The 25,962-nt window shown below is 63.7% G+C and carries 26 protein-coding genes; 17 read left to right on the top strand and 9 right to left on the bottom strand.

The annotated features are described in order from the left end of the window. Positions 1 to 60: 60 nt before the first annotated feature. Together Q4543_RS01840 and Q4543_RS01835 are read right to left on the bottom strand one after the other, a co-directional pair. A complete protein-coding gene (locus Q4543_RS01840; RefSeq protein ID WP_303436028.1) occupies positions 61 to 2,565 on the bottom strand; it encodes an ABC transporter permease in 2,505 nt (834 codons plus the stop codon). Then, a complete protein-coding gene (locus tag Q4543_RS01835) occupies positions 2,562 to 3,254 on the bottom strand; it encodes an ABC transporter ATP-binding protein (protein ID WP_303436026.1) in 693 nt (230 codons plus the stop codon). Before Q4543_RS01835 ends, Q4543_RS01840 begins: the two co-directional genes overlap by 4 nt. On the opposite strand from Q4543_RS01835, the gene Q4543_RS01830 reads away from it, so the two are divergent. Continuing rightward, positions 3,253 to 3,951, top strand: a complete 699-nt coding sequence (locus Q4543_RS01830; RefSeq protein ID WP_303436024.1) for an arylesterase — start codon at positions 3,253 to 3,255, stop codon at positions 3,949 to 3,951. The two genes, Q4543_RS01835 and Q4543_RS01830, sit on opposite strands and share 2 nt — an antisense overlap. A gap of 2 nt (positions 3,952 to 3,953) precedes the next feature. Here the strand turns inward: Q4543_RS01830 and Q4543_RS01825 are convergent, their stop codons facing one another. Together Q4543_RS01825 and Q4543_RS01820 are read right to left on the bottom strand one after the other, a co-directional pair. Continuing rightward, positions 3,954 to 4,157, bottom strand: a complete 204-nt coding sequence (locus Q4543_RS01825) for a hypothetical protein (RefSeq protein WP_303436023.1) — start codon at positions 4,155 to 4,157, stop codon at positions 3,954 to 3,956. A 171-nt stretch (positions 4,158 to 4,328) separates the two neighbouring features. Beyond that, positions 4,329 to 4,886, bottom strand: coding sequence for a L,D-transpeptidase (locus Q4543_RS01820; protein ID WP_303436021.1), 558 nt, complete (start codon positions 4,884 to 4,886; stop codon positions 4,329 to 4,331). A gap of 143 nt (positions 4,887 to 5,029) precedes the next feature. On the opposite strand from Q4543_RS01820, the gene trxC reads away from it, so the two are divergent. Then, the gene (trxC, locus tag Q4543_RS01815; protein WP_303436019.1) at positions 5,030 to 5,455 is read left to right on the top strand and encodes a thioredoxin TrxC; all 426 of its coding nucleotides are present in this window, start codon (positions 5,030 to 5,032) and stop codon (positions 5,453 to 5,455) included. A 4-nt stretch (positions 5,456 to 5,459) separates the two neighbouring features. Here trxC and Q4543_RS01810 read toward each other — a convergent pair whose 3' ends face one another. From Q4543_RS01810 to fliL, 3 genes are read right to left on the bottom strand one after another with little or no spacing between them, the layout of a single operon-like run. Continuing rightward, positions 5,460 to 6,170, bottom strand: a complete 711-nt coding sequence (locus Q4543_RS01810) for a MotE family protein (protein WP_303436017.1) — start codon at positions 6,168 to 6,170, stop codon at positions 5,460 to 5,462. Continuing rightward, entirely contained in the window at positions 6,167 to 6,526 is a 360-nt protein-coding gene (locus Q4543_RS01805; protein WP_216002226.1) for a hypothetical protein, read from the bottom strand. The genes Q4543_RS01810 and Q4543_RS01805 overlap by 4 nt, the downstream gene beginning before the upstream one ends. A gap of 10 nt (positions 6,527 to 6,536) precedes the next feature. Beyond that, positions 6,537 to 7,088, bottom strand: coding sequence for a flagellar basal body-associated protein FliL (gene fliL, locus Q4543_RS01800; RefSeq protein WP_303436014.1), 552 nt, complete (start codon positions 7,086 to 7,088; stop codon positions 6,537 to 6,539). Between the two features lie 116 nt (positions 7,089 to 7,204). Here fliL and fliF point away from each other — a divergent pair, with 116 nt between their 5' ends. From fliF to fliP, 4 genes are read left to right on the top strand one after another with little or no spacing between them, the layout of a single operon-like run. After that, positions 7,205 to 8,833 (top strand): flagellar basal-body MS-ring/collar protein FliF, encoded by a 1,629-nt coding sequence (fliF, locus tag Q4543_RS01795; protein WP_303436013.1) that lies wholly within the window; start codon positions 7,205 to 7,207, stop codon positions 8,831 to 8,833. Next, the gene (locus Q4543_RS01790; RefSeq protein ID WP_303436011.1) at positions 8,830 to 9,435 is read left to right on the top strand and encodes an ABC transporter ATP-binding protein; all 606 of its coding nucleotides are present in this window, start codon (positions 8,830 to 8,832) and stop codon (positions 9,433 to 9,435) included. The genes fliF and Q4543_RS01790 overlap by 4 nt, the downstream gene beginning before the upstream one ends. After that, complete coding sequence (locus tag Q4543_RS01785; RefSeq protein WP_303436008.1) at positions 9,428 to 9,715, top strand: FliM/FliN family flagellar motor switch protein; 288 nt, start codon at positions 9,428 to 9,430, stop codon at positions 9,713 to 9,715. The genes Q4543_RS01790 and Q4543_RS01785 overlap by 8 nt, the downstream gene beginning before the upstream one ends. A 3-nt stretch (positions 9,716 to 9,718) precedes the next feature. Continuing rightward, positions 9,719 to 10,447 (top strand): flagellar type III secretion system pore protein FliP, encoded by a 729-nt coding sequence (gene fliP / locus Q4543_RS01780; RefSeq protein ID WP_303436006.1) that lies wholly within the window; start codon positions 9,719 to 9,721, stop codon positions 10,445 to 10,447. Here fliP and Q4543_RS01775 read toward each other — a convergent pair. Beyond that, the gene (locus Q4543_RS01775; RefSeq protein ID WP_303436135.1) at positions 10,438 to 11,385 is read right to left on the bottom strand and encodes a rhodanese-related sulfurtransferase; all 948 of its coding nucleotides are present in this window, start codon (positions 11,383 to 11,385) and stop codon (positions 10,438 to 10,440) included. The two genes, fliP and Q4543_RS01775, sit on opposite strands and share 10 nt — an antisense overlap. Before the next feature lie 69 nt (positions 11,386 to 11,454). Here Q4543_RS01775 and pncA point away from each other — a divergent pair, with 69 nt between their 5' ends. The 7 genes from pncA to Q4543_RS01740 all read left to right on the top strand — a co-directional run bounded on the left by pncA (position 11,455) and on the right by Q4543_RS01740 (position 19,801). Then, entirely contained in the window at positions 11,455 to 12,048 is a 594-nt protein-coding gene (gene pncA, locus Q4543_RS01770) for a bifunctional nicotinamidase/pyrazinamidase (RefSeq protein WP_303436004.1), read from the top strand. 66 nt (positions 12,049 to 12,114) lie between these two features. After that, the gene (locus Q4543_RS01765; protein WP_303436002.1) at positions 12,115 to 14,457 is read left to right on the top strand and encodes a PAS domain-containing sensor histidine kinase; all 2,343 of its coding nucleotides are present in this window, start codon (positions 12,115 to 12,117) and stop codon (positions 14,455 to 14,457) included. Beyond that, entirely contained in the window at positions 14,394 to 15,683 is a 1,290-nt protein-coding gene (gene pncB / locus Q4543_RS01760; protein ID WP_303436000.1) for a nicotinate phosphoribosyltransferase, read from the top strand. The genes Q4543_RS01765 and pncB overlap by 64 nt, the downstream gene beginning before the upstream one ends. A gap of 558 nt (positions 15,684 to 16,241) precedes the next feature. Further along, the gene (hisC, locus tag Q4543_RS01755) at positions 16,242 to 17,327 is read left to right on the top strand and encodes a histidinol-phosphate transaminase (protein ID WP_303435998.1); all 1,086 of its coding nucleotides are present in this window, start codon (positions 16,242 to 16,244) and stop codon (positions 17,325 to 17,327) included. Further along, positions 17,324 to 18,235 (top strand): prephenate/arogenate dehydrogenase family protein, encoded by a 912-nt coding sequence (locus Q4543_RS01750; RefSeq protein ID WP_216002236.1) that lies wholly within the window; start codon positions 17,324 to 17,326, stop codon positions 18,233 to 18,235. Before hisC ends, Q4543_RS01750 begins: the two co-directional genes overlap by 4 nt. A 1-nt stretch (position 18,236) precedes the next feature. Next, entirely contained in the window at positions 18,237 to 19,058 is an 822-nt protein-coding gene (locus tag Q4543_RS01745) for an extensin family protein (protein ID WP_303435994.1), read from the top strand. Positions 19,059 to 19,258: 200 nt separating this feature from the next. Next, a complete protein-coding gene (locus tag Q4543_RS01740) occupies positions 19,259 to 19,801 on the top strand; it encodes a hypothetical protein (protein ID WP_303435993.1) in 543 nt (180 codons plus the stop codon). A gap of 76 nt (positions 19,802 to 19,877) precedes the next feature. Here Q4543_RS01740 and Q4543_RS01735 read toward each other — a convergent pair whose 3' ends face one another. Continuing rightward, on the bottom strand, positions 19,878 to 20,438 hold the full coding sequence (locus Q4543_RS01735; RefSeq protein ID WP_303435992.1) for a TlpA disulfide reductase family protein: 561 nt from the start codon (positions 20,436 to 20,438) through the stop codon (positions 19,878 to 19,880). A gap of 22 nt (positions 20,439 to 20,460) precedes the next feature. Here Q4543_RS01735 and argH point away from each other — a divergent pair, with 22 nt between their 5' ends. The 4 genes from argH (at position 20,461) to Q4543_RS01715 (ending at position 25,915) form a co-directional block, all read left to right on the top strand. Beyond that, positions 20,461 to 21,852: an argininosuccinate lyase gene (gene argH / locus Q4543_RS01730; RefSeq protein WP_303435990.1), complete on the top strand. Its 1,392-nt coding sequence runs from the start codon at positions 20,461 to 20,463 to the stop codon at positions 21,850 to 21,852. Next, the gene (locus Q4543_RS01725) at positions 21,849 to 21,998 is read left to right on the top strand and encodes an argininosuccinate lyase (RefSeq protein ID WP_303435988.1); all 150 of its coding nucleotides are present in this window, start codon (positions 21,849 to 21,851) and stop codon (positions 21,996 to 21,998) included. The genes argH and Q4543_RS01725 overlap by 4 nt, the downstream gene beginning before the upstream one ends. 76 nt (positions 21,999 to 22,074) lie before the next feature. Continuing rightward, positions 22,075 to 23,340 (top strand): diaminopimelate decarboxylase, encoded by a 1,266-nt coding sequence (gene lysA, locus Q4543_RS01720; RefSeq protein WP_303435986.1) that lies wholly within the window; start codon positions 22,075 to 22,077, stop codon positions 23,338 to 23,340. Between the two features lie 37 nt (positions 23,341 to 23,377). After that, positions 23,378 to 25,915, top strand: coding sequence for a TIGR02302 family protein (locus Q4543_RS01715; RefSeq protein ID WP_303435984.1), 2,538 nt, complete (start codon positions 23,378 to 23,380; stop codon positions 25,913 to 25,915). Positions 25,916 to 25,962 lie beyond the last annotated feature (47 nt).

The raw sequence follows: 25,962 nt of genomic DNA, 5'->3' as shown, positions 1-25,962 counted from the left end.
TGCAGCTGCCAAAAGGGATGGCGAAGGCTTGCCAGTCCCGCGCGCGAGGTGCAAGCGGCACTATTCCCGCGCCCGCAGTACCCCGGCGGGGCGCGCCGACAGCGGTTTCCAGGCAAAGCCGAGCCCGGCGAGCAGCGTGGCAACGATGCCGCCAAGGATGATGCCGAAGGCCGACGACCATTGCACGGCAAAGCCGGTTTCCATGATGAAATGGCTCACCGCCCAGCCGCCAAGGATGCCCGCTCCCAGCGCCACGATCCCGGCGCCCGCGCCCAGCAACACCGAGCGCAGCGCAAAGCTTTGCAGGATGCGCGCGCGGCTGGCGCCCAGCGTCTTGAGCACGGCGGCCTCGTAGGTGCGTGCGCCGGACCCGGCGCTGGCCGCACCGATCAGCACGAGAAACCCGGTCAGCAGGGTTGCCGCCGCGCCCCAGCGGATCGCGACGCCAATGCCTTCCAGCAGCTCGGCCACCCGGTCGATGGCATCGCGCACCCGGATCGCGGTGATGTTGGGATACTGGCTGGCCAGATCGCGCAGGATCTGCGCCTCGGCCTGCGGTTCGGCGTAGACGGTCGAAATCCATGTGTGCGGCGCGCCCTGCAGCGCGGCCGGGTTCAGCGTCATGACAAAGCCGATCCCGGCGGTCGAGAAATCCACGTCGCGAAAGCTGGTGATCGTCGCGGTGATGTCGCGGCCAAGCACGTTGAAGGTGATCTCGTCGCCGAGGTTCAGGCCGATTTCTTCGGCCTCTTCGCGGGCAAAGCTGATCTGGGGCGGGCCGTCGTAATTCTCGGGCCACCACGCGCCGTCGGTGATGATGGTGCGCTCGTCCGGCTGCGCGGCATAGGTGATGCCCCGGTCGCCGCGTACCACCCAGTGATCCCCGGCGACCTCGCGGGCATTCACGCCGTTGATCCGGGTGATCACGCCGCGCAGCATCGGCGCGGTATCGACGCGGCTGACGGCGGGATCTTCGGCGAGCCGCTGGCGATAGCCATCGATCTGGTCGGGCTGGATATCGACAAAGAAATACGACGGGGCGATCTCGGGCAGGTCACGGTCGATGGCCGCGCGCAGGTTGCCGTCGATCTGCCCGATGGCGGCCAGCACCGACAGGCCCAGCCCCAGCGACAGCACCACCGACGCCGCAGTTTCGCGTGGCCCGCCGATCGCGCCAAGCGCCCAGCGAAGCACCGGCTTTCCACGCGCTGCGGGGGTCGCCTTGCGGGCCAATGCGCGGATTCCCGACGCGGCCACGGTGAGGATGATCAGCGCGCCAAGGATGCCGCCGGTGGTCCATAGCGTGATGCGCGGGCTGCCCGAAAACAGCACCGCCACCCCGACCAGCAGCGCCAGCAGGACCACCGTCGCCACGACAAAGCGTGTTGCGGGCAGGGCGCGTGCGCTGTCGAGCGCGTCGCGAAACAGGGTCGCGGCGCGCACGTCTTCGGTCCGCGCCAGCGGCCAGAGCGTGAACAGCAGCGCAGTCAGAACGCCATAGATCGCCGCCTCGCCCAAGGGGCCGGGATAAAGCGTGAAGATCACCGGAATCGGCAGGGCGCCTGCGATGATCGGCGCGAACAGCAGCGGAATCGCCGCCCCCAGCACGATGCCGATGGCTATGCCGACAAGGCTCAGAAAGCCGACCTGAAGGAAATAGGTCAGGAAGATCACCCGCCGCGAGGCGCCCAGCGTGCGCAGCGTTGCGATCACCGAGGTCTTGCGCGCCAGATAGGCCCGCACCGCCGCCGACACTCCGATGCCGCCGACGGCCAGACCGGAAAGCCCCACCAGCACAAGGAAATTTGCCAGCCGGTCGACAAAGCGCGCGATCCCCGGCGCGCCGTTGCTGGCATCGCGCCAGCGGATGCCGCTGCCCTGGTAGCGCGCCTCTGCCTCAGCCTTGAGCGCCTGCATGTCGGTGCCGGCGGGGACTGTCAGCCGATATTCGCTTTCGAACAGCGAGCCGGGCGCCAGCAGGCCAGATCCATCCAGATCGGTGGTCTTGACCAGCGTGCGCGGCCCAAGGCCGAACCCGTCGCCCGCATCGTCCGGTTCTGTCACGATAATGGCCGAGAGGGTGAACTCCCTCGTCCCAAGCTTGAAGGTGTCGCCAGGAGACAGCCCGAGCCGGTCCGCCAGCACCGGGGCCATCACCGCGCCGCTGTCGTTGAGCGCGTCGGCCAGCGGCATCGGCGGATCAAGAACCATCTGCCCAAGCAGCGGATAGGCATCATCAACCGACTTGACCTGCGTCAGCGCGCGCTCGTCCCCGACCACGGCCATGGACCGGAAATCGGTGATTTCAGAGACTTGCGTGGCCACGCTTTGCAGCCACGCGCGTTCCTCATCCGAGGCAAAACGATAGGTGAATTCGGCCTGCGCGTCGCCCCCGAGCAAGACCGCGCCCTGATCGGCTAGCCCCGCCTGAATCGCCGAGCGCACCGAGCCGACCCCGGCAATCGCCGCGACTCCCAGCGCAAGGCAGGCAAGGAAGATGCGAAAGCCGTGCAGACCTCCGCGCAATTCGCGCCGGGCGAGGCGCGCCGCGATGGCAAGGCTCATTCGGCGGCCCTCGCCTGTGCAGGGTCGATGCGCCCGTCGGTCAGGCGGATCACCCGGTCGCAGCGCGCGGCAAGCGTGTTCGAATGCGTCACCAGCACCAGCGTTGCCCCATGTCGATCCCGCAGGCCGAACAGCATGTCCATGATCGCATCGCCATTCGCGCCGTCGAGGTTCCCCGTCGGTTCATCCGCCAGCAGGATATGTGGCCGGGGCGCCGCGGCGCGGGCCAGCGCAACTCGCTGCTGCTCTCCGCCGGACATTTGCGCGGGATAGTGATCGGCGCGGTGACCCAGCCCGACCGCGTCAAGCTCGGCCTTGGCGCGGGCGAATGCGTCCTTGTGGCCCGCCAGCTCCAGCGGGGTGGCGACGTTTTCAAGCGCGGTCATCGTTGGGATCAGGTTGAAGCTTTGAAACACCACGCCCATGTGATCGCGCCGAAAGCGGGCCAGCGCGTCTTCGTTCATCTCGGTGAGATCCTGTCCGAGGGCCCGGACAACCCCAGATGTTGCGCTTTCCAAGCCGCCCATCACCATAAGAAGCGAAGATTTGCCGCTGCCCGACGGGCCAATGAGGCCCAGTGTCTCTCCGGCGGCCACCTGCATCGAGATACCGTGAAGGATCTCGACCATTCCGGCATTGCCCCTGAGGCTGAGCGTGACATCTTCAAGGGTGATGACGGGATCGGGCATGAGGGATTTTCCGGGAACAATGAAAGCTTTGACGAAATATGGGACCCGGTTGCGGATCCACAACCTGTTTCCGGTGCTGCTGGTGGGGTTGGCCCTACCGGTGCAGGCGGAAACGACGCGAATTCTGGCACTGGGCGATAGCCTGACGCAAGGCTACGGGCTGATGGATGGCGAAGGATTCGTGCCGCAGCTGCAAGCCTGGCTCACGGCCCGGGGATATGACGTGCAGATCGTCAACGGAGGTGTGTCCGGCGATACCTCTGCCGGAGGGTTGGCGCGGGTCGATTGGTCGCTTACGCCGGACATCGAAGGGATGATCGTTACGCTGGGCGGAAATGACCTGCTTCGCGGGCTGGATCCGGCGGTGACGCGCAGCAATATCGACGGCATCCTGACGGCGGCCGAAGCCAAGGATGTTGCCGTATTGCTGGTCGGGATGACTGCGCCGGGGAACTACGGGCCGGACTACAAGGCATCCTTCGATGCGCTCTACCCTGCTCTGGCGTCGCAGCACGACAGCCTTTTCTACCCATATTTCTTTGAAGGGATCTTGCCCGAGGGGGCGGCACCGTCGGCGGCGGAAGGGTTGATGCAGGCAGACGGAATTCATCCAAACCCGGAAGGGGTGGCGATGATCGTCGATGCAATTGGCCCCACTGTCGAGCAGTTGGTGGAGCGCATCGACGCCAAGGAGTAGCGTCAGCGGTTCGCCGGAATGGGGTTGCCGACGCCGCGCAAAGCCGTTCTCAGACCGCAAAGCACAAAGGGCGCCAAACCAAGGCCAAGCGAGGTTGCGAGGTACAGGCCAAACCCGAACATCGGTGAGATGCCGAAAACCAGCCAACCAGAAATTGCCGCAAAAGCGCCCAAAACGCTTCCAGACAAGAGTGCGATCAATGCCATGTCAGCCTCCCTTCGCAATTAAGACTGCGCTTCAAACTCTACGATAGCATTAATCCGGGCCAATTCGGGCTGGATTGTGTCAGGAGGCAGTCAGGAAGGAAGCGAATGGCCAGAAATTCGTTTGAATTGCGGCAGGCTTGGTAAACAGCGCGCTAGGCGCGCTGCCAAGGCTCAGAGCACGGTGACCGGTGTGCCAAGCGGTACACGCTCGTACAGGTCCTTCACGTGTTCATTCAACATCCGGATGCAGCCGTTCGACACGGATTGGCCGATCGATTCGGGGGCTGTGGTTCCATGAATGCGGAAGAACGTGTCGCGACCATTCTGGAAAAGGTAGAGCGCGCGCGCGCCAAGCGGGTTCTCCGGGCCGCCGGGCTGGACATAATCGTTGTCCTTGAACTTGCCGTAGTGATCTGGCTCACGATCGATCATGTCTTGTGTCGGGCGCCATGTCGGCCATTCCTTCTTGACCTGAATGATCGCATCCCCGGTGAACTCAAGCCCGGCCTTCCCGACGCCAACGCCGTAGCGGATCGCTTGGCCTGGAGCGGACACGTAATACAGAAAATGCGCGCGGGGCAGGATCAGGATCTGGCCGGGCGCGAGATCCTGCTTGATGCGCACCGGCTGCGGCCGGAATTTCGGCTCGACTTCGAAGGCGAGGGCGGGGGACCCGGCGGCGGCGGCAGCTGCGACGCTTGCGAGGGTGAATTGTCGGCGGGTGATCATCTTGAAACTCGGACTCCTCTGGTGACAGCAAGTGTATCTTGTTCGGGCCCAACGCGAAAGCAATGCAAGCTGTCCCAGTGGGACTGTCACGATGGCGTGCAAAGCACATATAATCCACATGGAATATGACGTGGAGCTGGAAAATGACAAAGCTTGTCTGTCTTGACTGCGGTCAGATCAATCGTGTGCCGGATGCGCAGCTCGGGGCCGGGCCAAAGTGCGGCACCTGTGGCGCCACCCTGCTTTCGGGTAAGGCGCAAGAGGTAGATGCCGGCACGCTTGAAAAAGCGATCCGCGTCGACGATTTGCCATTGGTTGTTGATTTCTGGGCTCCATGGTGCGGGCCTTGCCGGATGATGGGGCCGGAATTCTCCAAGGCGGCGGGGATGCTCAAAGGGCAGGTACGCCTCGTGAAGTTGAACACCGAAGCGCATCAATCCGCTGCCGCATCCTATCGAATCCGGGGGATTCCCACGATCATCTCGTTTCGGCGAGGGCAGGAGGCAGGGCGACAATCCGGCGCGCTGCGGGCGCAGGGAATCGCTGACTTTGCCACGGGGCGGGGTTGAAAAGTCACTGCCTTGGCGCGTTTGCGTTCCTGCCCGCCAACATTGCACTGATTGTGTAGGCCGTCGCCGGTGTCAGGCCCGCCATGATCGCGGCGGCCGCATCCGGACGCATTCGGCCAAGAAAACCGGCAGAGAATTCCGGGTCCATCTCTTCGAACAGTGCCGAGGCCTGCTTGGGTTTCATACTCGCATAAACCTGGGTCAATCGGTCGACGTCGTCGTCCGCAGCTGTCTTCGCCATGGCCAGAGTCGAGCGAAGCTTGACCTCGGCCTCTTCCAGCGCGACCAGCTTGCGGTCGATTTCCTGCTCGGCGATGGAAAGCGCCTGCATACGGGTTTCAATATCCGTCTCTCGCTTGGTGATCCGCTCTTCGCGCGCCTTCAAGGCAGACAGTACCGGCGCAATGTCCTCTTCCGCGGTGCAGGCTGCGACAGAATTGCCCGGGACCCCGGCGCCGTGTTCTGACGCTATCGCATCATTAGACGGCGCGCCGGTTTCCAAGGCGATCGCCGCAGTTGCCTGAATGGCCACTCGCGTCAGAGCAGAGGCGATGAGCAGGCCACCGATGATCGCAAGAACTCCCTTTCCGCGCCGCCGTTTCGGCTTCGATGTCGTCCCGGCGCGGGTCGGTGCGCGCGATGCAGTGGGTTTGGCCGCAGTCTGCGCATCGCTCGGGGCTGGTTTCTGCTTTACCTTGCGAAATAGCGAGATCATCTTGACGCTCCGGGATGCCGGAAAAACATCGGTTCGCCGCCACCAACAGCTTGCTTCGCCGGAGCTTCGTCTGCGGGCAGATCATGCATAGATGCAAGCATCAGCTCCAGCCGTTTGGCGGACTCCTCTGCACGTTTGGACAGCGATTCGAGTTTGTTCGATGACTCTCCGGCAGTGGTTTGCGCTGCGTCTAGCGTGCGGGTCAGATCGTCCACCTGCGCGGACAGGAGGGCAACGGCCCCGCCGACGCCGTTCTCCAGGTCGGTGAACCTCGACAGGCGCCGCGACAGCACGAAGCAGTAAAAGCCGGCCCCGAGGGCCCCGGCGGCGAGCAGGATATCGGCAATGAATTCCATTCCAGTCCCCTCAGTTGAGCACGAATTCCAGGATCAGAAGGTCACGCACGCGATTCTCGCCGGTGACCATCTGAATGCGTCGCAACAGCTGCGACCTGATCTTGATGAGCGCGCCGGGGGCCTCGATATCCGAGGGTGACAGCGCTCGCAGGTAGTTGTTCAATACGTCGATCACGCGCGGTTTCAGATTTTCAACCGGTGCGACCGAAGACGGCAGCACTTCGAGGCTCGCCTGAAACCGCAGATGATGCATGTTCGATGCCGTGCCCATGGACACGACAAGCTGTGGAAGTTCGATGAACGACACCTCTCCGATGGCCGTACCGGGACCGCCGGAAGCATGCGAATCGGCGGTGGCGTCGTGGCCCCCGTCTTCCGAAGCCTCTGCCGGGGCATGGTCCTGTGTTGCACTGCCAGCGAACGGCAAAAGCCCGGAAGAAACGGCAAAGAATCCTCCGCCTCCGCCCACAAGCGCCAGAATCACGCCGATGATGAGCGGCAGGTTTGAGGATTTCTTGACATCTTGTTCCCCATCGGGGGCGTCGACTGTGGCATCCGTCATGGCTGACCTCTTATTCGAACCAAGATCGTTATAGCCTCTCAGGGACTAACCGATTGTTAAGCCTGATGCCCCAATGATGCCTTCACCGAGCAGAACGGTCGGAACGGAGGTTGGTCTTGCAGCAGATCGCACAAATTTGGGATGGTCTTGGCGCGCGGCGCAGGCTGATTGTCATTGGCGCTACCCTGGCCATGGTACTTGCAGTGCTCGCGATGGGCAGGATGGCCTCGTCACCTTCACTGACGCTATTATATGCGGGCCTTGAAAACGGTGCCGCCGGCGAGGTGGTTTCAGCGCTCGAAGCGCGCGGCGTGCCCTATGAAGTGCGTGGAGGGGCGATATTTGTTCCCGATACGCAGCGCGATGCCCTGCGCATGACGCTGGCAAGCGAAGGGCTGCCCGCAAATTCGAATCAGGGGTATGAGTTGCTCGACAGTCTATCGGGCTTCGGCACGACATCGCAGATGTTCGATGCGGCGTACTGGCGTGCCAAGGAAGGTGAACTTGCCCGCACAATTGTCGCCAATCCTTGGGTGGCAACGGCGCGCGTACATATAGCCAATTCCACGGCGAATCCCTTCCAGCGCGACGTGACGGCTTCGGCGTCGATTTCGGTGACCACCAATGGCGAGCTGATTTCGCCGGGGCAGGCCCGTGCTCTGAAATATCTTGTCGCCTCTGCGGTTCCGGGTCTGGTCCCGGACAATGTCGCGGTGATTGACGGGCAAGGCGGCCTTGTCGGGGCGGACGACGAACCGGGCGGGGCGCAGACCGCCGAAGACCGGGCCGCAGCGCTGCGTGACCGGGTGCAACGGCTCGTCGAGGCGCGTGTGGGGCAAGGCAACACAGTTGTCGAGGTCAGCGTCGCCACCATCACTGAAAGTGAGACGATCAGACAGCGCCAGTTCGACCCTGAAGGGCGCGTGGTGATCTCGACCGACACCTCGGAGAACACGAGCTCCTCGCAGGATCAGGGGGGCAACAATGTCACAGTGGCCTCGAATCTGCCGGCCGGGAATGCTGACGGCGGGGGCGACAGTTCGAAAAGCTCGGAAAACGAAACGCGTGAGCGGGTGAATTACGAAGTGTCCGAAACGACCCGCGAAATCACCAAGGCGCCGGGGGCCGTCAAGCGCCTGACCGTCGCGGTCCTCGTCAACGGGAGTTTTGCCATCGCGGATGACGGCACGCAGACCTTCGTTCCGTTGCCGGACACCGAACTTGCGGCGCTGAATGATCTGGTCGCGTCGGCCGTTGGCTTCGACGAGGCGCGGGGAGATCAGATTACCATCCGCTCGATGCCTTTTGAACGGCCCGAAGGGCTAGGCACCGGTCCGATCGAGCCGAGCTGGTTTGCGATGACGCTTGATCCGATGACGCTGATCAAGATCGCGGTGCTTGCGCTTGTAGCACTGGTGCTCGGGCTCTTTGTGGTGCGCCCGATCCTGACGGGTGGCGGTCAGGCGGCTCTGGCCGGGGCGGAAGGAGCCGCACTGGCGCTTCCTGTATCGGACTTGGGTTCGGGCCCGGCGCTTGATGGCGAGATCTCCTCGGGCGATGACGATTTTGCGCCCTTGGCAACAGTGAGCAAAGCCGAGGGGTTTGGCGGCATGGGCGTGGTCGATTTCGATAGCCCTGCCGAGGAGGATCCGGTCGATCGACTGCGCAACCTGATCGAGGAGCGCAAGACCGAGACCGTCGAGATCCTGCGCAGCTGGCTTGATGAGAAGGAGGAAGCGAAATGAGTCGGCTTGCTGAAATTCTCGAGGATTTCGGGGCAACCCGTCTCCCGGCTCAGGCAATGAGCGTCATGCACGACGACGGAGACCTCGAGACGGCAAGGCTCGAGTCGTTCGAGAGCGGTTACAAGGCGGGGTGGGATGATGCGATCAAGGCGCAGGATGACGGTCATTCCCGCATCGCAAGCGACTTCGCGCAGAATCTTCAGGATCTCTCGTTCACCTATCATGAAGCATATGGGCAGGTCATGAGCGGCATTTCTCCCTTGCTTGAGGAGGTCGTCGGCAAGCTGTTGCCCGCGATGCTGCGCGAGACGCTTGGCTTGCATGTGTCCGAGCAGCTCAGGGCCATGGCACACGAGGTTGGAACGCTCGATGTGGTGATTGCCGTTGCATCGGGGCATGCCGAACAGGTGGCGCCGATGCTCGACCCGGACATCGGCTTCCCGTTGTCGCTGATCGAGGATGAAACCCTGATGGGTGGACAAGCAGATATCCGTTTTGGCGATATCGAAAGACAAATCGACCTCGGCGGGCTTGTCGAGGAGGTGGCACGGGCCGTGCAGGGCTTTGTGCATGATAACCGGAGAAAGACCGCACATGGATGACCAGGCAGATGCCGCGCGGAGCGAATCCGCGACGCCCTTCACCTCCGTTCCGATCGAGATCACCGTCTCTGTCGGTCGGGCGCGCCCACTGGTGCGGGATCTTCTCAAGCTCGCAGAGGGGTCGGTTCTGACCCTCGACAAGCGTCTCGAGGATCCGGTGGAACTGTATGTCGGCGATCGGCTGATCGGGATCGGCGCTCTCGAGGTGCTCGAGGGCGGCGAGAACGGGCAGCTTGCTGTCAGGCTCACCGAAGTGATCGATCTGAAGAAACCGTCCTGAGCGATGCGCCTTCTACCAGTCCTTTACGCGGCGATGCTGATCGGGTTCGCCGGGCCTGCTGGCGCGCAGGAATTCAGCCTCGACCTTGGCGCGGGAAACTCCGTCACTGCGGCGAGCCTGCAGCTTATCGCGTTGATCACGCTGCTGAGTCTCGCGCCCGGCATCGCGATCATGATCACCTGTTTTCCGTTTCTTGTGACCGTGCTGTCGATCCTGCGCCAGGCGGTCGGCTTGCAGCAATCCCCGCCCAACATGCTGATCGTGAGTCTCGCGCTATTCCTGACCTATTTCGTCATGGAGCCAACCTTCACCGCTGCATGGGACAACGGTTTGCAGCCGCTGATCGAGGAGCAGATCGACCTCGACGTTGCCGTCGAGCGCACGCTCGAGCCGTTCCGGGGCTTTATGGCCGGGCGCACCGACTCGGAAACCTTCGTCAACATGGCGGATCTGCGGCCAGATTCGATAGGCACCACGCTTGCGCCCGAAGCGCCGCTGTCGATCCTGATCCCAAGCTTCATGCTGTCCGAGGTGGCGCGGGCGTTTCAGGTCGGCTTTCTGATTTTCCTGCCGTTCCTGATCATCGACCTCGTGGTGGCGGCAGTGCTGATGTCGATGGGCATGATGATGGTGCCGCCGGCGATCGTGTCCCTGCCCTTCAAGCTGGCCTTCTTCGTGGTCGCGGACGGCTGGTCGCTGCTCGCCGGGGCCTTGGTGCGAAGTTATTTCTGATCGCGCGCCATAATCGGCATGGCATCATTGGGAACGTCGGCAAGCAGGTGGCGTTCGCCGCGCGCTTCAGCGAGCGCGATCTGCTTCTGGCGCTCGCGAAACCGCGCCTTGTCCGACTCGGATGTCTCAGAGATGCACTGATGGCAGGACACGCCATGTTCATATTCGGGCCGGCTGCGGTCGTCGGGCAGCATCGGGCGGCGGCAGGCGTGGCACAGCAGATGCGGCCCTTCCCGAAGCCCGTGCCCAACCGACACGCGTCCATCGAACACGAAACACTCACCCTGCCAGGCGCTGGTGTCCTCGGGGATGTCTTCAAGATATTTCAGAATGCCGCCCTTGAGGTGAAAGACCTCTTCGACCCCTTGACCAAGCAGCCAGTTGGTCGATTTCTCGCAACGGATGCCGCCGGTGCAGAACATCGCGATGCGCTTGTTGTGGAACCGCTCGCGATTTGCCTCCCACCAAGCGGGAAAGTCGCGAAAACTGTCGGTTTGAGGGTCGATCGCGCCTTCGAACGTGCCGATGGCGACTTCGTAATCGTTACGCGTGTCGATCACCGCCACGTCCGGCGAGCGGATCAGCTCATTCCAGTCGGAGGGCTCGACATAGTGCCCAACGCGGCTGCGCGGGTCGACGTCGGGCTGCCCCATCGTCACGATCTCACGCTTGAGGCGCACCTTCATGCGCGCAAACGGTCGATCCTGAGCATTCGACAATTTCCATTCTAGATCGGCGCAACCGGGCAAGGCGCGAATATGCAGCAACACCGCGTCGATTCCGGCGCGCGGGCCGGCGATGGTGCCATTGATGCCTTCGCCCGCCAGCAGCAGCGTGCCGGTCACCGCGTGGGCACGGCAGCAGTTCAGCAGCGGGCCCTGAAGCCCGGCGGGATCGTCGAAACGAGTGAAGTGGTAAAGCGCGCAAACGGTAAACATGGGCACGGATTTACGCCTTGCATCGCTCCGGGGCAAGCATGAGGATCGCCGCAGCCAAGGAGACCGCCCATGCACGCGCTGATCGTTATCGATGTCCAGAATGACTTTTGTCCGGGCGGTGCGCTTGCCGTCACCGAAGGCGACCGGATCGTAGGGCCGATCAACGATGCTATGGCCGGTTTCGACGCGGTCATTCTGACGCAGGACTGGCACCCGGCCGGGCATTCGTCTTTTGCCAGCCAGCATCCCGGCAAGGCTCCGTTGGAACAGGTCGAGATGCCCTATGGCCCGCAAGTGCTGTGGCCGGATCATTGCGTTCAGGGCAGCGATGGCGCGGCCTTCCACCCGGCGCTGGATGCGAACCGCGCCGAAATGGTGATCCGCAAGGGATTCCGCCCGCAGATCGACAGCTATTCCGCCTTTTTCGAGAACGATCACGCAACGCCGACCGGGCTCGAAGGTTACCTGAAGACGCGCGGTCTTCAACGGTTGACGCTCGTGGGGCTGGCGACGGATTTCTGCGTGGCTTTCTCGGCCATAGATGCGGTGCGGCTTGGCTTCGAAGTCATGGTGAACGAGGCGCTGTGCCGAGGTATCGATCTTGGAGGTTCGCTAACCGCTGCGCGAGAGCGGATGGGCACGGCTGGCGTGACGCTTACCTGAGCGCGGTTGCACCATCTTAACCTTTGGACGGGTAGAAGGGGTGGGTAACGGAGCGAAAGCCCATCCATGTCCGACCAAGCTGTCGAAATTCAGTCGCTTGCCGTGTTCGAGGCAAGCAATAGTCCCGAGGGGTTGTTGCGACGCTACGCGCGCGGACGCGTAAGGCATGTCGCCGTGCGGCAGGTTGCGACCGTGGGCGGAGCGGTTGCGCTGGGCCTGCTTGTCGAGCCGGCTCTGGGGTTGATCGTCGCGGCTCTCGTGATCGTCGGTGAGGGGGTCGATTGCCTGTTGCTGCATCAGGTGCCCGCATTGATCCGGCGCGGCGTCTCGGTGCGTCACGTGATGTTGCTGAGCACGCTTACCGCGGGTTTTCAGGGGCTGACGATCGCGGCGTCGGTGATGCTGGCACAGGCAACCGCGCCGGACGGGGGGGCATCGCTGTTCAGCTTTGCTTTTCTTGCGGCAGCGGTGCTGAACGCGGGCGCGGTGCGGCGCTATCATAAGGCAGCGGCAAACCTGCGGATCGTGATCTATGGCGTCACGGCGATTTATGGTTTTTCCGCGGAAATGCTCAATCATGAAAGCACCGAGGGGCTGTTCTACAATGCCTTCGGGCTGTCGATACTGGCCTTCTGTTCCTATGTCTTCCTGCATCATTCCAATGGCGCGGAACGAAGGCGAATCGCCAATGAACACAAGCTCTTGCTTGGGCAGGCAGAGCTTGCGCGCTCCAACGCAGACCTCCTGCAGTCGCATGACGAGATTCGGCAGCTGGCGCTGATCGCGCGGCATGCGAATGAGTCGATTCTGTTGCTGGATCCAGAGATGCGCATCCTCTGGGTGAACGACGGGGTCACCCGGATGAAGGGCTACAGTTCCGAGGAACTGGTCGGGCGCAGCCTGAAAGACGTCTTCTCCGGGCCTGATACTGATCTGGGGCAGGTCGAGGACATCATGGCGCGGGCCAGTTCGGGTGAGACTCTTCGGGCGGAAGTCATCAACTACCACAAGGGCGGCCGTAAGATCTGGGTCGAGGCGGCCTTTGCGCCGGTGCTGGGCGTAGATGGCGCGTTGGCAGAGGTGATCGTCACCGAGCGTGACATCACCGATGCAAAGGCGCACACGGCGGAGCTGGCCGAGGCAAAGCACTGCGCCGAGGCCGTTGCGCGCGCCAAAGCGTCCTTCCTTGCGACCATGAGCCACGAGATGCGAACCCCGATGAATGGGATCATCGGTATGACTGGTCTCCTGTCGGATACCGACCTGACCCCGGATCAGACCAATTGCACGAAGACGATTCGCAGCTCTGCCGAAGCGCTTTTGAAGATCATCAACGACATTCTCGATTATTCGAAGCTTGAGGCGGACAAGGTGTTGATCCTCGACGAACCGTTCTCGCTGCGCACCTGCCTGCGCGAGGCGACGGATATTCTGCGCCCTCAGGCCCGTGAAAAGGGGCTTTACCTCGACATCTGTCACCAGTCGCTCTTGCCAGATGTGTTGGGCGATAGCGGGCGTCTGCGGCAGATCCTGATAAACCTTCTGGGGAATGCAGTGAAGTTCACCGACGCGGGCGGCGTCACGGTGACGACGCATGCGAAGGCCAGTGCAGGGGGAATGGTGGATCTGGTGGTGCAGGTACAGGACACCGGGATCGGTGTCCCACCCGATAGTGCCCGCGAGATCTTTGAGCAATTCGAACAGGCCAGCAGCGAAGCGACGCGTAAGGGGCGCGGGCTGTCGATTTCGCGCCAGATCGCCGAGAGCATGGGAGGCGGGCTTTCCCTGTCCGAAACGCAGACGCGTGGAGCCTGCTTCGAACTGCGCTTGCAACTTGCTCTGGCCGAAGTCGAGGCGCCGCTTCCACCCAAGGCCCGCTCTGTGCCAATCTGCGCCACGCTGGTGCCGTTGCGCCTGTTGCTGGCCGAGGATAACCGCGCCAATCGCTTGCTTGTAACGCGTCTTCTGGTCGATCAGCCGATCGAGATCATCGAGGCGGTCAATGGTGGCGAGGCCGTCGAGCAGGTCGTGAGGGCCCCTCCTGACGTGGTGTTGATGGATATGTCGATGCCCGTGCTCGACGGATTTGCGGCGACGCGTGCGATACGTGCGCAGGATGGCGCCCAGCCCTGGATCATCGCGTTGTCCGCCAATGCCTTTGACAGCGACCGCGACGCCTGCATCGATGCCGGAATGGACGACTTCCTGTGCAAGCCGCTGCGCAAAGGCGCCTTGCTGTCTGCTCTGGCGCGGGCGCAGACCGCGATGGCCCTCGACAAATCTATTGGCCTGCAAAGCGTTGTTGACGTATCAGGGGCGGCGACCCCTGCGCACGAGGCCACACTTTGGAAATCGCCACACGAGTCTGGAACCATAAGTGGAAGATTGATCCGATCGTCCGCTCGTTGATTGATACCGACTTTTACAAGTTGCTGATGTGTCAGTCAGTGTTTCACAACCGGCCAGACGTGCGGGTCACTTTCAGTCTGATCAATCGCTCAAAGCACGTGCCGCTTGCCCGGCTGATCGACGAGGGGGAGTTGCGTGAACAGCTCGACCATATCCGGTCGCTGTCGCTCACGCGCGGGGAATCGACCTGGCTGCGCGGCAACACCTTTTATGGCAAGCGCCAGATGTTCCGCCCCGATTTCATGGAATGGTTCGAAAACCTGCGCCTGCCGCCGTATTTCCTCGAACGGGTCGGCGATCAGTACGAGCTGACCTTCGAAGGCTCATGGCCCGAGGTGATGCTGTGGGAAATCCCGGCGCTGGCGGTGCTGATGGAATTGCGCGGTCGCGCGGTTCTCAATGACATGAAGAAATTCGAGATGCAGGTGCTGTATGCCCGCGCCACCGCAAAGCTATGGGAAAAGGTCGAGCGTCTGCGCGACGCGCCCGGCCTGCGCATCGCCGATTTCGGCACGCGGCGGCGGCACAGCTTCCTGTGGCAGGACTGGTGCGTGCAGGCGATGACCGAAGGGCTGGGTGACCGCTTCGCTGGCACCTCGAACTGCCTGATCGCCAAGAACCGCGATCTCGAGGCGATCGGCACCAATGCGCACGAGCTGCCGATGGTCTATGCCGCGCTGGCCGAGGATGATGCTGCGCTGGCGCAGGCGCCCTATGACGTGCTGGCCGACTGGCACAAGGAGCATTCCGGCAACCTGCGGATCATCCTGCCGGACACCTACGGCACGGTCGGGTTTCTGGAACGCGCGCCGGACTGGCTTGCGGGCTGGACCGGCATTCGTATCGACAGCGGCGCGCCCGAAGTGGGAGCCGAGGCGGCGATCGCATGGTGGATCGTGCGCGGCGAGGATCCTACGCAAAAGCTGGTGATCTTCTCGGACGGGCTCGACGTGGACAAGATGATCGAGCTGCACGCGCGCTTTCATGGCCGGGTGCGTGTCAGCTTTGGCTGGGGCACGCTTCTCACCAATGATTTCCGCGGGCTGACGCAAGATGACCGGCTCGCCCCGTTCAGCCTTGTCTGCAAGGCGATCAGCGCCAATGGCCGCCCGACGGTCAAGCTGTCGGACAACCCGAACAAGGCGATGGGGCCGCAATCGGAAATCGACCGTTACAAGCGGGTCTTCGCCGTTGGCGAGCAGGAGCGGCGCGAGGTCATGGTCTGACCGGGCCTGCGCCGGCGTCGCCGTGACGCGGGCCTCGCATCGGCAGGGGACAGCGGAAACATGGCGCCGGATCTCCCGCTATGCGGGCGATTCGAAAGCGCCGTTTTGCTGATCGGCTCAGGCCGTTAGCCGGTAAAGCACCACCTTTGACGTGGACGAGCCCGTCGAGACCATCGCCGGGTTGGCTGTGTTGCCCTGCGGACACCAACAAGGCGCGCTGTCGCGAGGCTGGTCTGGGGGCTGGAGTAGCCCGCTGAGGGCGCCTGATCCTGTCCGCTGTCTTCCGCTGCAGCGGCCCTGCCTTAACCGGACCGAAGCGCAGTGCGCCAACTGGACGCGTCAGGATCGGTGGGACCATTTTCCCGAAGACAGCGCCGAAAACGAGCCTTCGGCCATACGCCACCTGACGACTCGCCGGGAGAAGACAGTGCGCGCCCCGTGCCGCGATCGTCCCCCGAAAATTTCGTGCGAATTTTCATGGGGCCGGGAGCCGTGTCTGGTCATGCCCGGCCGTGCAAGCTAGAAGGTTTCGGAAACGTTTTTCCGGGGGTGACGACAATGGCGGGCATCGAGCCTCGACCGGGTATCATGGATATCGCGCTTTATGTCGGCGGCAAATCCAGCGTCGACGGCCTGAGCAATGTCATCAAGCTCAGCTCGAACGAGAACCCGTTTGGCCCGTCGCCAGCGGCGCAGGATGCGGTTCGCCGTGCGGTTCACGATATTCATCGCTATCCCTCGACCGATCACGCCGAGTTGCGCGCCGCCATTGCCGATGTCCACAATCTGGACGTGGCCCGCATCATCTGCGGCGTCGGCTCGGACGAGGTTCTGCAATTTCTCGCGCAAGCCTATGCTGGCCCCGGGGATGAGGTGATCCACACCGAACATGGCTTTGCCATGTATGCGATCCTTGCCCGCGCTGTCGGCGCCACGCCGGTCGAGGTGCCCGAGCGCGAGCGCGTGGTCTGCGTCGACAGCATCCTTGCGGCTTGCAACGAGCGTACGCGGCTGGTGTTCATCGCCAATCCGAACAATCCGACCGGCACGATGATCAGCTTCGCCGAGATCGAGCGTCTGGCCGAAAACCTGCCGCCGCAGGCGATCCTCGTGCTTGATGGCGCCTATGCTGAATATGTCGAGGGCTATGACGGCGGCGCGCGTCTGGTTGAGGCGCGGCAGAACGTGGTGATGACCCGCACCTTTTCAAAGCTGTACGGGCTCGGTGGAATGCGCGTTGGCTGGGGGTACGGCCCGCAGCACATGATCGACGTGCTGAACCGCATCCGCCAGCCGTTCAACCTGTCGAACGTTGCGCTCAAGGCCGCCGAAGCCGCCATTCGCGACACGATGTATGTCGAGAAATCGCGCGAAGAAAACACCCGCTGGCGGGCATGGCTCGCCGAGGCGCTGGCCGAACATGGCGTGCCCTCGGATGCCTCGACCGCCAATTTCGTGCTGGCGCGCTTTGGCAGCCCGGACGAGGCTGCGGCCTGCGACAGCTTCCTGCAATCTCAGGGCATCCTTGTGCGCCGCGTCACCGGCTACAAACTGCCCGCCGCGCTGCGCATCACCGTCGGCGACGAGGCGTCTTGTCGCCGGGTCGCCCATTGCATCGGCCTGTTCAAGGCGGGCGCAAGATGAGCTATCCCCGCGTCGCGCTGATCGGCCTTGGCCTGATCGCGTCGTCCATGTTCTGGGCGATGCGCCGGGCGGGGATGCAAAGCCATGTCACCGGCTATGCCCGCAGCGCCGAAACTCGTGACACCGCGCGGCGCATCGGCCTGTGTGACACCGTTTGCGACAGCGTCGAAGAGGCGGTGAAGGATGCCGATCTTGTGGTGCTTGCCGTGCCGGTCGGCGCCATGGGGGCCATTGCAAAGACCATCGCGCCGTTTCTGAAGCCGGGCTGCACGGTCACCGATGTCGGCTCCGTCAAGGCGTCGGTGATCGAGGCGGTCGCCCCGCATCTGCCCGAAGGCGTGGATTTCGTTCCGGCGCACCCGATGGCCGGCACCGAGCATTCCGGCCCTGAATCCGGCTTTTCCAGCCTGTTCGACAACCGCTGGTGTCTGATCGTGCCGCATGGCGCGCGCGAAGAGGCCACCGCGACGCTTGAATCCTTCTGGCAGGCGCTGGGCGCCAACACCGAGCGCATGGAGGTCAGTCACCACGATCTTGTCTGTGCCGTGGTCAGCCATGTGCCGCACTTGATCGCCTACACCATGGTGGGCGTGGCGGACGATCTGCGCCGGGTGTCCGATCAGGAGGTCATCAAGTTCTCGGCCGCCGGTTTTCGCGATTTCACCCGCATTGCCGCCAGCGATCCGACCATGTGGCGCGATGTCTTCCTGACCAACAAGGATGCCGCGCTCGAGGTGCTCGGGCGGTTCACCGAAGAGCTCTTTGCCTTGCAACGGGCGATCCGCACCGGCGATGGCGATACCCTGTTCGACTATTTCACCCATACGCGCAGCATCCGCCGGGGCATTCTTGAGGCCGGGCAGGACACCGACGCACCTGATTTCGGGCGGATCAAGAAGGACGACTGACATGCGGCTTGGCACGGTCTTTGCGGTACTGGTGCTGGCGACCCCGGCGCTGGCAGAGGCTCCGGCGCTGTCCCTTCGCCCGCCGCTGAAAACCACCGAGCAGCAGTCTGAAGCACCCCGTGCCGCGCTTGCCCGTGCGTTACAGAACGCGGGCATCCCCGGTTTCAGTCCCGAAGATGCGGCCAAGACGATGGGGTTTGCATCTGCCTCGCCGCTGGCCGTGGCGCTGTCGCACCTGCCGGAACTGCGCCCGGACAGCCTTGTGACGCGGGTGATGTCGCAGCGCGAGAGCTGGCGCAAGGGATCTGTCTGCGGCGATCCGGCGATACAGGGCGAAAGGGTCGGCTTTGTTCCGGGGCGCATCTCGGGGTGCGGCATCAAGGACGCGGTGAAGGTCTCGTCTGTATCGGGGGTCGCGCTCAGCCAGCAGGCCATGCTGAGCTGTCCGACGGCCAAGGCGCTCAAGCGCTGGGTCGACACCGCCGCCAAGCCTACGTTCGGCAGCATGGGCGGCGGGATTTCGGGGCTGCACGTTGCGGCGCATTACGCGTGTCGGTCGCGCAACAACGTGGCGGGGGCAGAGGTCAGCGAACATGGCAAGGGCCGCGCCATTGACATTGCAGGGATACGGCTGAAAAACGGCGAGGACATCGTGGTGCTGCGCGACTGGCATTCCGGGGCCAAGGGCCGGGCGCTGCAATCGATGCACCAAAGCGCCTGCGGCATCTTTGGCACCACGCTTGGCCCCGGCTCGGATGGCTATCACGAAGACCATCTGCACTATGACATCGCACGCCACGGCAACGGGGCCTACTGCCGCTGATTCGCGCAGGCGGGCCGCATAGTTTCGCCCGCGCATGGGGCGATTGCTTCGGGTTTCGTGAACGGTTGCGCCGCCAGCGCGGCATTGTTCTCCAGCCGGAGCACTCTTGGGCGGGAATATGGCAAAAGCTTGATCTGCGTCGCAAATTCGACAAGGTTTCCATCAGTGGCGGGGGCCATGAAACCGGAGATGCACGCGCCATGCGCGCCATTCTATTATCTGCAATCCTGACGCTGGCCAGCGCTCCGCTGCACGCCGACATCGCCTTTCAGGCCGCGCGCATGACGCCCGGTTCGCTGATGGTGATCGAGGACGGGCACGGCGCGTTTCAAAGCCACGTCGCGCGCGGGCAGCAGGATGGGCTTTTTCGGTTCGACACGTACGAGAGTAAGGGCAAACGGCCGGTCTTCTTGGGCAGCTACTACACCAACGACCGGGGCGAGGTGGTGCGGGAGGTGACAGCCGAAGGGCTGATCACCAGATTCGAACCGTACCGCTGCGCACGCACGATGGGGCGCTGTGCTTATGTCATCATCCATTCCGATGGTTTCCGCGAAATCCGGCAACGGGTGACGCGCGAGACAGCGCTGGGGCTGGCGTGGAAGGAATGGGGGCTCGATGGGCTGGTTTCGACGGGGGCGTTGGAACTCGATCAGCTCGGAGCGGCCATGAAAGGCTGGGCCAGGGACCATCAGAGCGGTGTAAAGACCCGATCCCGTCGCATCCTGCTGGCGCTGAACTAGCGTCACGGATCGGCAAATTTCGGCACGTGTCGTCAGCGAGGCGGGGCAGGGGGAAACCCTTGCCCCGCTCTTGTTTTCAGCTCGCGGGGGCCATCAGTGCCGCCAGCACCGCCTTGGCACTGTCGGAATTCCATTCCGCATCGCCCTGCATGCGGGCGACCTCTTGTCCGTCCGGGTCGACGATCACGGTGATCGGCAGGCCCAGCACGCCCATCTGCCGCGCCAGACCCGATTTTGGATCGCGGTGCAGCGGCAAATTGTCGACGCCGATCTCTGCAAAGAACTCCTGCATCGCGGGCGGCGGGTTGCGCCCGGTGGCGATGGTGACCACTTCGAAGTCCTCGCCGCCCAGCTCGGTCTGCAACTCCGAGAGCATCGGCATCTCTTTGCGGCACGGCGCGCACCACGTCGCCCAGAAGTTCACCAGCAGCCATTTGCCCTGCCAGTCCGACAGGTTCAGCGGCTTCCCTTCGAAGCTGGTGAAATCCGCCGTACCCGCCGGTTTCGCTTCGGAATGGAAGTTGAGCTTCTTCATATCGCCGTCCCGAAGCGCCTGCGCGGCGGCGACATCGGCAAGGGCGGGATTTGCAAGCGCCGTTGCGGCGGTATACAGGACGGCGAGCGCCAGGTTTCTCATTATTCCTCCCGGAGGCATCAGCATGTCGGACAAGACCTCGAACCAGATGTGGGGCGGCCGCTTTGCCGCTGGCCCCGATGCGATCATGGAGGCGATCAACGCCTCGATCAGCTTCGACAAGCGGCTTGCGGCGCAGGATATCGCCGGTTCAAGGGCCCATGCCGCGATGCTCGCCGCCACAGGCATCATCAGTGATAGCGACGCAGAGGTCATTCGGGAAGGCCTGCTCACGGTACTGTCAGAGATCGAGGGCGGCACATTCGAATTTTCCACCGCGCTCGAAGACATTCACATGAATGTCGAGGCGCGGCTGAAAGAGATCGTCGGCGAGCCTGCAGGCCGGTTGCACACCGCCCGCTCGCGCAACGATCAGGTGGCGACGGATTTCAAACTCTGGGTGCGCGATCAGTTCGACGCTGCGGAACAGGGGTTGCTGGCGCTGATCCGCGCGCTTCTGGGGCAAGCCGAGGCTGGGGCCGATTGGGTCATGCCCGGTTTTACCCATCTGCAAACCGCGCAGCCGGTGACTTGGGGGCATCACATGATGGCCTATGTCGAGATGTTCGCCCGCGATCTGTCCCGCATCCGCGACGGGCGCAAGCGGATGAACGAAAGCCCGCTTGGCGCGGCGGCGCTGGCGGGCACGGGGTTCAACATCGACCGCCAGATGACCGCGGAGGCGCTGGGGTTCGACCGCCCTGCCGCCAATTCGCTCGATGCGGTGTCGGATCGCGATTTCGCGCTGGAATTCCTTGGCGCAGCCAGCATCTGCGCCATGCACCTGAGCCGTTTCGCCGAGGAACTGGTGATCTGGTCTTCGGCCCAGTTCCGCTTTGTCACGCTGTCGGATCGCTTTTCCACCGGCTCGTCGATCATGCCGCAGAAAAAGAACCCCGACGCCGCCGAGCTGATCCGCGCCAAAATCGGCCGCATCTTTGGTGCAAATGTCGCGCTGATGATGGTGATGAAAGGTCTGCCGCTGGCCTATTCCAAGGACATGCAGGAAGACAAGGAACAGGTGTTCGACGCCGCCGACAACCTGATGCTGGCGCTGGCCGCGATGGAGGGCATGGTGCGCGACATGAGCGCCAATGTCGCCAATCTCGAAGCTGCCGCGTCCGCCGGGTTCAGCACCGCGACCGATCTTGCCGACTGGTTGGTGCGCGAAACCGGGCTGCCGTTCCGCGAGGCCCATCACGTGACCGGCACGCTGGTCGCCATGGCCGAGAAAAAGGGCTGCGATCTGCCCGATCTGTCGCTCGAAGACATGCAATCGGTCAGCGGCGCGATCACGCAGGGCATCTATGATGTGCTGGGCGTGCACAACTCGGTCGCCAGCCGGCTCAGCTATGGCGGCACCGCCCCGGCGCGCGTGCGCGAGCAGGTCGCCCGCTGGACGGAGATCCTGTCATGAAGCCGCTCGCAACTCTTGCGCTGGCGCTGCTGATCGCCGGCTGCGGCGCGGATGGAGAGCCGGTGGCGCCGAAGGCAAAATCCGACAGCGCAATTCAGCTGTCGGTCAGCGGCACGGCAGAGATGGGCGTTTCGGGCGGCTGGTAAGGCCCGCCCGAGCGCAGAACACACAGGCAAAGACCAACGGGCGGCCAGGCTGCCCGCCAAAGGCACGGAGACCGGCATGGATCATTTTCTCTATCGCGACGGCCAGCTTTACGCCGAAGACGTGCCAGTGGCGGATATCGCCGCCGCCGTCGGCTCGCCGGTCTATATCTATTCGACGGCGACGCTGCTGCGCCATTTCCGGCTGTTCGACGAGGCGCTGGCATGGGGCCCGCATCTTGTCTGCTACGCGATGAAGGCGGCGTCGAATCAGGCGATCCTCAAGACGCTGGCCGAAGCTGGCGCCGGCATGGATGTGGTGTCGGGCGGCGAATACGCGCGGGCCAAGGCCGCTGGCGTGCCGGGCGAGCGCATCGTGTTTTCCGGCATCGGCAAGACCCGCGACGAAATCCGCGCCGCACTGACCGGGGGCGTGCGCCAGTTCAACATCGAGAGCGAGCCCGAAATGCGGGTGATCTCGGAAATCGCGTCGTCCATGGGGGTGATCGCCCCGGTGACCGTGCGGGTGAACCCGGATGTGGATGCAAAAACCCACGCCAAGATCGCCACCGGCAAATCCGAGAACAAGTTCGGCATTCCCATCGCCAAGGCGCGGAGCGTCTATGCCGAGGCGGCGGCGCTGCCGGGGCTGAAGGTCGTCGGCATCGACGTACACATCGGCTCGCAGCTGACCGATCTTGAGCCGTTCGCCATGGCCTATCGCAAGGTCGCCGAACTCACCGAAGTGCTGCGCGCCGACGGGCACGAGATTTCGCGGCTCGATCTGGGCGGGGGCTTGGGCATTCCCTACACCCGTTCCAACGAGGCGCCGCCGCTGCCGGTGGAATATGGCGCGGTGGTGCAGCGCGAACTGGGGCATCTGGGCTGCGAGATCGAGATCGAGCCGGGCCGCCTGATCGCGGGCAACGCGGGCATCCTTGTGTCGAAGGTGATCTACGTCAAGGAAGGCGAAGGGCGCAATTTCCTGATCCTCGATGCGGCGATGAACGATCTGATCCGCCCGGCAATGTATGATGCCCATCATGACATCGTGCCGGTGATCGAAGCCAAGGCTGGGGCCGAACAGGCGCCGTTCGACATCGTCGGCCCGGTCTGCGAATCCGGGGACACCTTTGCCAAGGGGCGCATGATGCCCGCGCTTGGCGAAGGCGATCTCGTGGCGTTCCGTTCGGCGGGCGCTTACGGTTCGGTAATGGCCTCCGAGTACAATACGCGGGCACTTGTCCCCGAAGTTCTCGTCAGGGATGATCAATTCGCTGTCATACGGCCGCGTCCGTCCTTTGAGGATATGATAAACCGCGATAGCCTGCCCGAGTGGCTGTAGGGCAATTCCCCTTCGGCCCCGCCCGAAGGAGACGCCCATGCCCGCGCAAGGCAGTACGCCGCCCGAGACGCCCCCCGATATCCTCGGCCCCATCCGCTGGCCGCTTCGGCTGACCCTGTGGGGCATGTCCGCCGAAAGGGTCACGCGCGCCTTCTGGCCGCTGTGGTCGGTGCTGATCTCGGCGCTGGCGCTGCTGATGCTGGGCGTGCAGGATCTGGTCGCGGTGGAATGGGTCTGGGCCGGTGGGGCGGTGTTCCTTGCTGGCCTTGGCTGGGCGATCTGGCGCGGGTTTCGCACATGGCGCCGCCCGACAAGGGCCGAGGCGCTGGCGCGGCTCGATGGCTCGCTCAAGGGCAATCCGATTCAGGCGGCGCTGGATGCGCAGGCGATTGGCGCTGCCGATCCCGGATCGCAGGCGGTGTGGCAGGCACATCAGGCGCGGATGCGCGCCCGGCTGGCCGAGGCAAAGGCGGTGGAACCCGATCTGCGCGTGTCCCGGGCCGATCCGTTCGCGCTGCGCTACGTTGCGCTGCTGGCCTTTGCCGCGGCGCTGGTGTTCGGCTCTTTCCTGCGGGTCTCATCCGTTACGGCGATGGGCCCGAGCGGCGATCTTGCCTCCGGCCCGGCGTGGGAGGGCTGGATGGAGCCGCCGCGCTATACCCGCCTGCCGTCGGTCTATCTCAATGACATCACCGCGCCGGGCATCGACGTGCCCGAGGGCGCGCAGATCACCCTGCGCATGTATGGCGAGGTCGGCGCGCTGAGCGTCGAGGAAAGCGTGTCGAACCGCCCGCTCGCGCCGCAGGGCGCCGAAGCGACGGCGCAGGATTTCCGTGTCGCCAGTTCGGGGCGCATTGCCATCGACGGCCCCGGTGGTCGCGCATGGGAGATCAGCATGAAACCCGACGCCGCGCCGAGCGTGCGCCGCGAGGGCGAGATTGAGTCCAGCTACGAGGGCGACGCGCAGATTCCCTTTGCCGCGATGGATGATTACGGCGTGGTCGCCGGCATCGCCCGGATGACGCTTCAACTCGATCAGGTCGACCGCCGCTACCTGCTGGCCGCTGAGCCGGAGGCTGTCGCCGCCATCGAGGTGCCCTTGCCGATGCCCATTGCGGGCAACCGTGCCGATTTCAGCGAAACGCTGGTCGAGAATTTCTCGCAGCACCCGTGGGCCAACCTGCCGGTAAAGCTCGAGATGGGGGTCGAGGATGAGGCCGGGCAAAAGGGCTGGACCGACAGCGAGGTGATCACCCTGCCGGGGCGGCGTTTCTTTGACCCGATCGCGGCGTCGGTGATCGAATTGCGCCGCGCCTTGCTTTGGACCCGTGGCAATGTGCCCGAAATCACCCGGATGATGCGCGCCATTTCAAACCTGCCCGATGATCTGTTCCGCTCGGCGGTGCCCTATCTGCGGATGAAGGCGATTCTCGGCGATCTCGAAGTGGCGGGGCCCGACATGTCCATGGACCGACGCGAAGAGATCGCCACGGCGATGTGGGATCTGGCGATGCTGCTCGAAGAAGGCGATCTTGCCTCGGCGCTCGAACGGCTTCAGCGCGCGCAGGAGCGCCTCAGCGAGGCGATGAAAAACGGCGCCTCGGATCAGGAAATCGCCGAGTTGATGCAGGAGCTGCGCGAGGCAACCGATGATTACCTGCGCCAGCTGTCGCGGCAGGCCGAGCGCAACGCAGACCCGGATCAGCAGAGCGCGCAGAACCAGAACAGCATGGAGATGAGCCAGAACGATTTGCAACGCATGATGGACCGCATTCAGGAGCTGATGGAAAAGGGCCGCATGGCCGAAGCGCAGGAAGCGCTGCGCCAGCTTCAGGAAATGATGGAGAACATGCAGGTCACCGAGGGGCAGGGCGGCCAGTCTCCGGGAGAACAGGCGATGGAAGGTCTGGGCGAGACGCTGCGTGAACAGCAAGGCCTGTCCGACGAGGCATTCCGCCAGTTGCAGGACCAGTTCAACCCCGGTCAGCAGGGTCAGGGCCAGCAGGGCGAAGGCCAGCAGCAGGGCCAAGGACAGGGGCAAGGTCAGGGCGATCAGCCCGGCCAAGGGCAGGGTTCGCTGCGCGACCAGCTCGCCGACCGTCAGCAAGAGCTGCGCGGCGAGTTGAACCGCCAAAGCCAGAACCTGCCCGGAGCCGGAACCGAGCCGGGCGACAATGCCCGCGAGGCCCTGCGCCGCGCCGAAGACGCGATGGACGACGCCGAAGATGCACTGCGTCAGGATGATCTTGCCGGCGCGATCGACGATCAGTCCCGCGCCATGGAGGCGTTGCGCGAAGGCATGCGCGAGCTGGGCGAGGCCATGGCGCAGCAACAGCAGCAAAATCAGGGCCAGCAGGGGCAGATGCAGGGCGGCAATCCCGGCCAGCAGCGCGACCCTCTCGGCCGCAACGCCGGGGCCAACGGCAACATCGGCTCTGACGAGAACATGGTGCAGGACGAAGACGTCTACCGCCGCGCCCGCGAGTTGCTCGATGAAATCCGCCGCCGTTCTGGTGACGGCGAGCGGCCAGAGGCCGAACTCGATTATCTCGGCCGCTTGCTGGAGCGTTTCTGATCAAGGGTCTTGTCTTCGAGGACCTGGACTGAAAGAAGTCAGGCCAA

It is taken from the genome of Salipiger sp. 1_MG-2023, from assembly GCF_030547555.1.
Lineage (GTDB): Bacteria > Pseudomonadota > Alphaproteobacteria > Rhodobacterales > Rhodobacteraceae > Salipiger.
The sequence above is the reverse complement of the archived record's forward strand: the minus strand, read 5'-3'. Positions and strand labels throughout refer to the sequence as shown.

Coding starts and splice junctions, on each gene's coding strand:
- Q4543_RS01835 (WP_303436026.1), bottom strand. CDS start 3,254: ATGCCCGATCCCGTCATCACCCTTGAAGATGTCACGCTCAGCCTCAGG.
- Q4543_RS01765 (WP_303436002.1), top strand. CDS start 12,115: ATGTCCGACCAAGCTGTCGAAATTCAGTCGCTTGCCGTGTTCGAGGCA.
- argH (WP_303435990.1), top strand. CDS start 20,461: ATGTCGGACAAGACCTCGAACCAGATGTGGGGCGGCCGCTTTGCCGCT.
- Q4543_RS01820 (WP_303436021.1), bottom strand. CDS start 4,886: ATGATCACCCGCCGACAATTCACCCTCGCAAGCGTCGCAGCTGCCGCC.
- Q4543_RS01830 (WP_303436024.1), top strand. CDS start 3,253: ATGAGGGATTTTCCGGGAACAATGAAAGCTTTGACGAAATATGGGACC.
- Q4543_RS01715 (WP_303435984.1), top strand. CDS start 23,378: ATGCCCGCGCAAGGCAGTACGCCGCCCGAGACGCCCCCCGATATCCTC.
- pncA (WP_303436004.1), top strand. CDS start 11,455: ATGCACGCGCTGATCGTTATCGATGTCCAGAATGACTTTTGTCCGGGC.
- Q4543_RS01725 (WP_303435988.1), top strand. CDS start 21,849: ATGAAGCCGCTCGCAACTCTTGCGCTGGCGCTGCTGATCGCCGGCTGC.
- Q4543_RS01805 (WP_216002226.1), bottom strand. CDS start 6,526: ATGGAATTCATTGCCGATATCCTGCTCGCCGCCGGGGCCCTCGGGGCC.
- Q4543_RS01810 (WP_303436017.1), bottom strand. CDS start 6,170: ATGATCTCGCTATTTCGCAAGGTAAAGCAGAAACCAGCCCCGAGCGAT.
- Q4543_RS01740 (WP_303435993.1), top strand. CDS start 19,259: ATGCGCGCCATTCTATTATCTGCAATCCTGACGCTGGCCAGCGCTCCG.
- Q4543_RS01790 (WP_303436011.1), top strand. CDS start 8,830: ATGAGTCGGCTTGCTGAAATTCTCGAGGATTTCGGGGCAACCCGTCTC.
- fliP (WP_303436006.1), top strand. CDS start 9,719: ATGCGCCTTCTACCAGTCCTTTACGCGGCGATGCTGATCGGGTTCGCC.
- Q4543_RS01785 (WP_303436008.1), top strand. CDS start 9,428: ATGGATGACCAGGCAGATGCCGCGCGGAGCGAATCCGCGACGCCCTTC.
- Q4543_RS01775 (WP_303436135.1), bottom strand. CDS start 11,385: ATGTTTACCGTTTGCGCGCTTTACCACTTCACTCGTTTCGACGATCCC.
- Q4543_RS01735 (WP_303435992.1), bottom strand. CDS start 20,438: ATGAGAAACCTGGCGCTCGCCGTCCTGTATACCGCCGCAACGGCGCTT.
- lysA (WP_303435986.1), top strand. CDS start 22,075: ATGGATCATTTTCTCTATCGCGACGGCCAGCTTTACGCCGAAGACGTG.
- fliL (WP_303436014.1), bottom strand. CDS start 7,088: ATGACGGATGCCACAGTCGACGCCCCCGATGGGGAACAAGATGTCAAG.
- Q4543_RS01750 (WP_216002236.1), top strand. CDS start 17,324: ATGAGCTATCCCCGCGTCGCGCTGATCGGCCTTGGCCTGATCGCGTCG.
- Q4543_RS01825 (WP_303436023.1), bottom strand. CDS start 4,157: ATGGCATTGATCGCACTCTTGTCTGGAAGCGTTTTGGGCGCTTTTGCG.
- Q4543_RS01745 (WP_303435994.1), top strand. CDS start 18,237: ATGCGGCTTGGCACGGTCTTTGCGGTACTGGTGCTGGCGACCCCGGCG.
- hisC (WP_303435998.1), top strand. CDS start 16,242: ATGGCGGGCATCGAGCCTCGACCGGGTATCATGGATATCGCGCTTTAT.
- Q4543_RS01840 (WP_303436028.1), bottom strand. CDS start 2,565: ATGAGCCTTGCCATCGCGGCGCGCCTCGCCCGGCGCGAATTGCGCGGA.
- trxC (WP_303436019.1), top strand. CDS start 5,030: ATGACAAAGCTTGTCTGTCTTGACTGCGGTCAGATCAATCGTGTGCCG.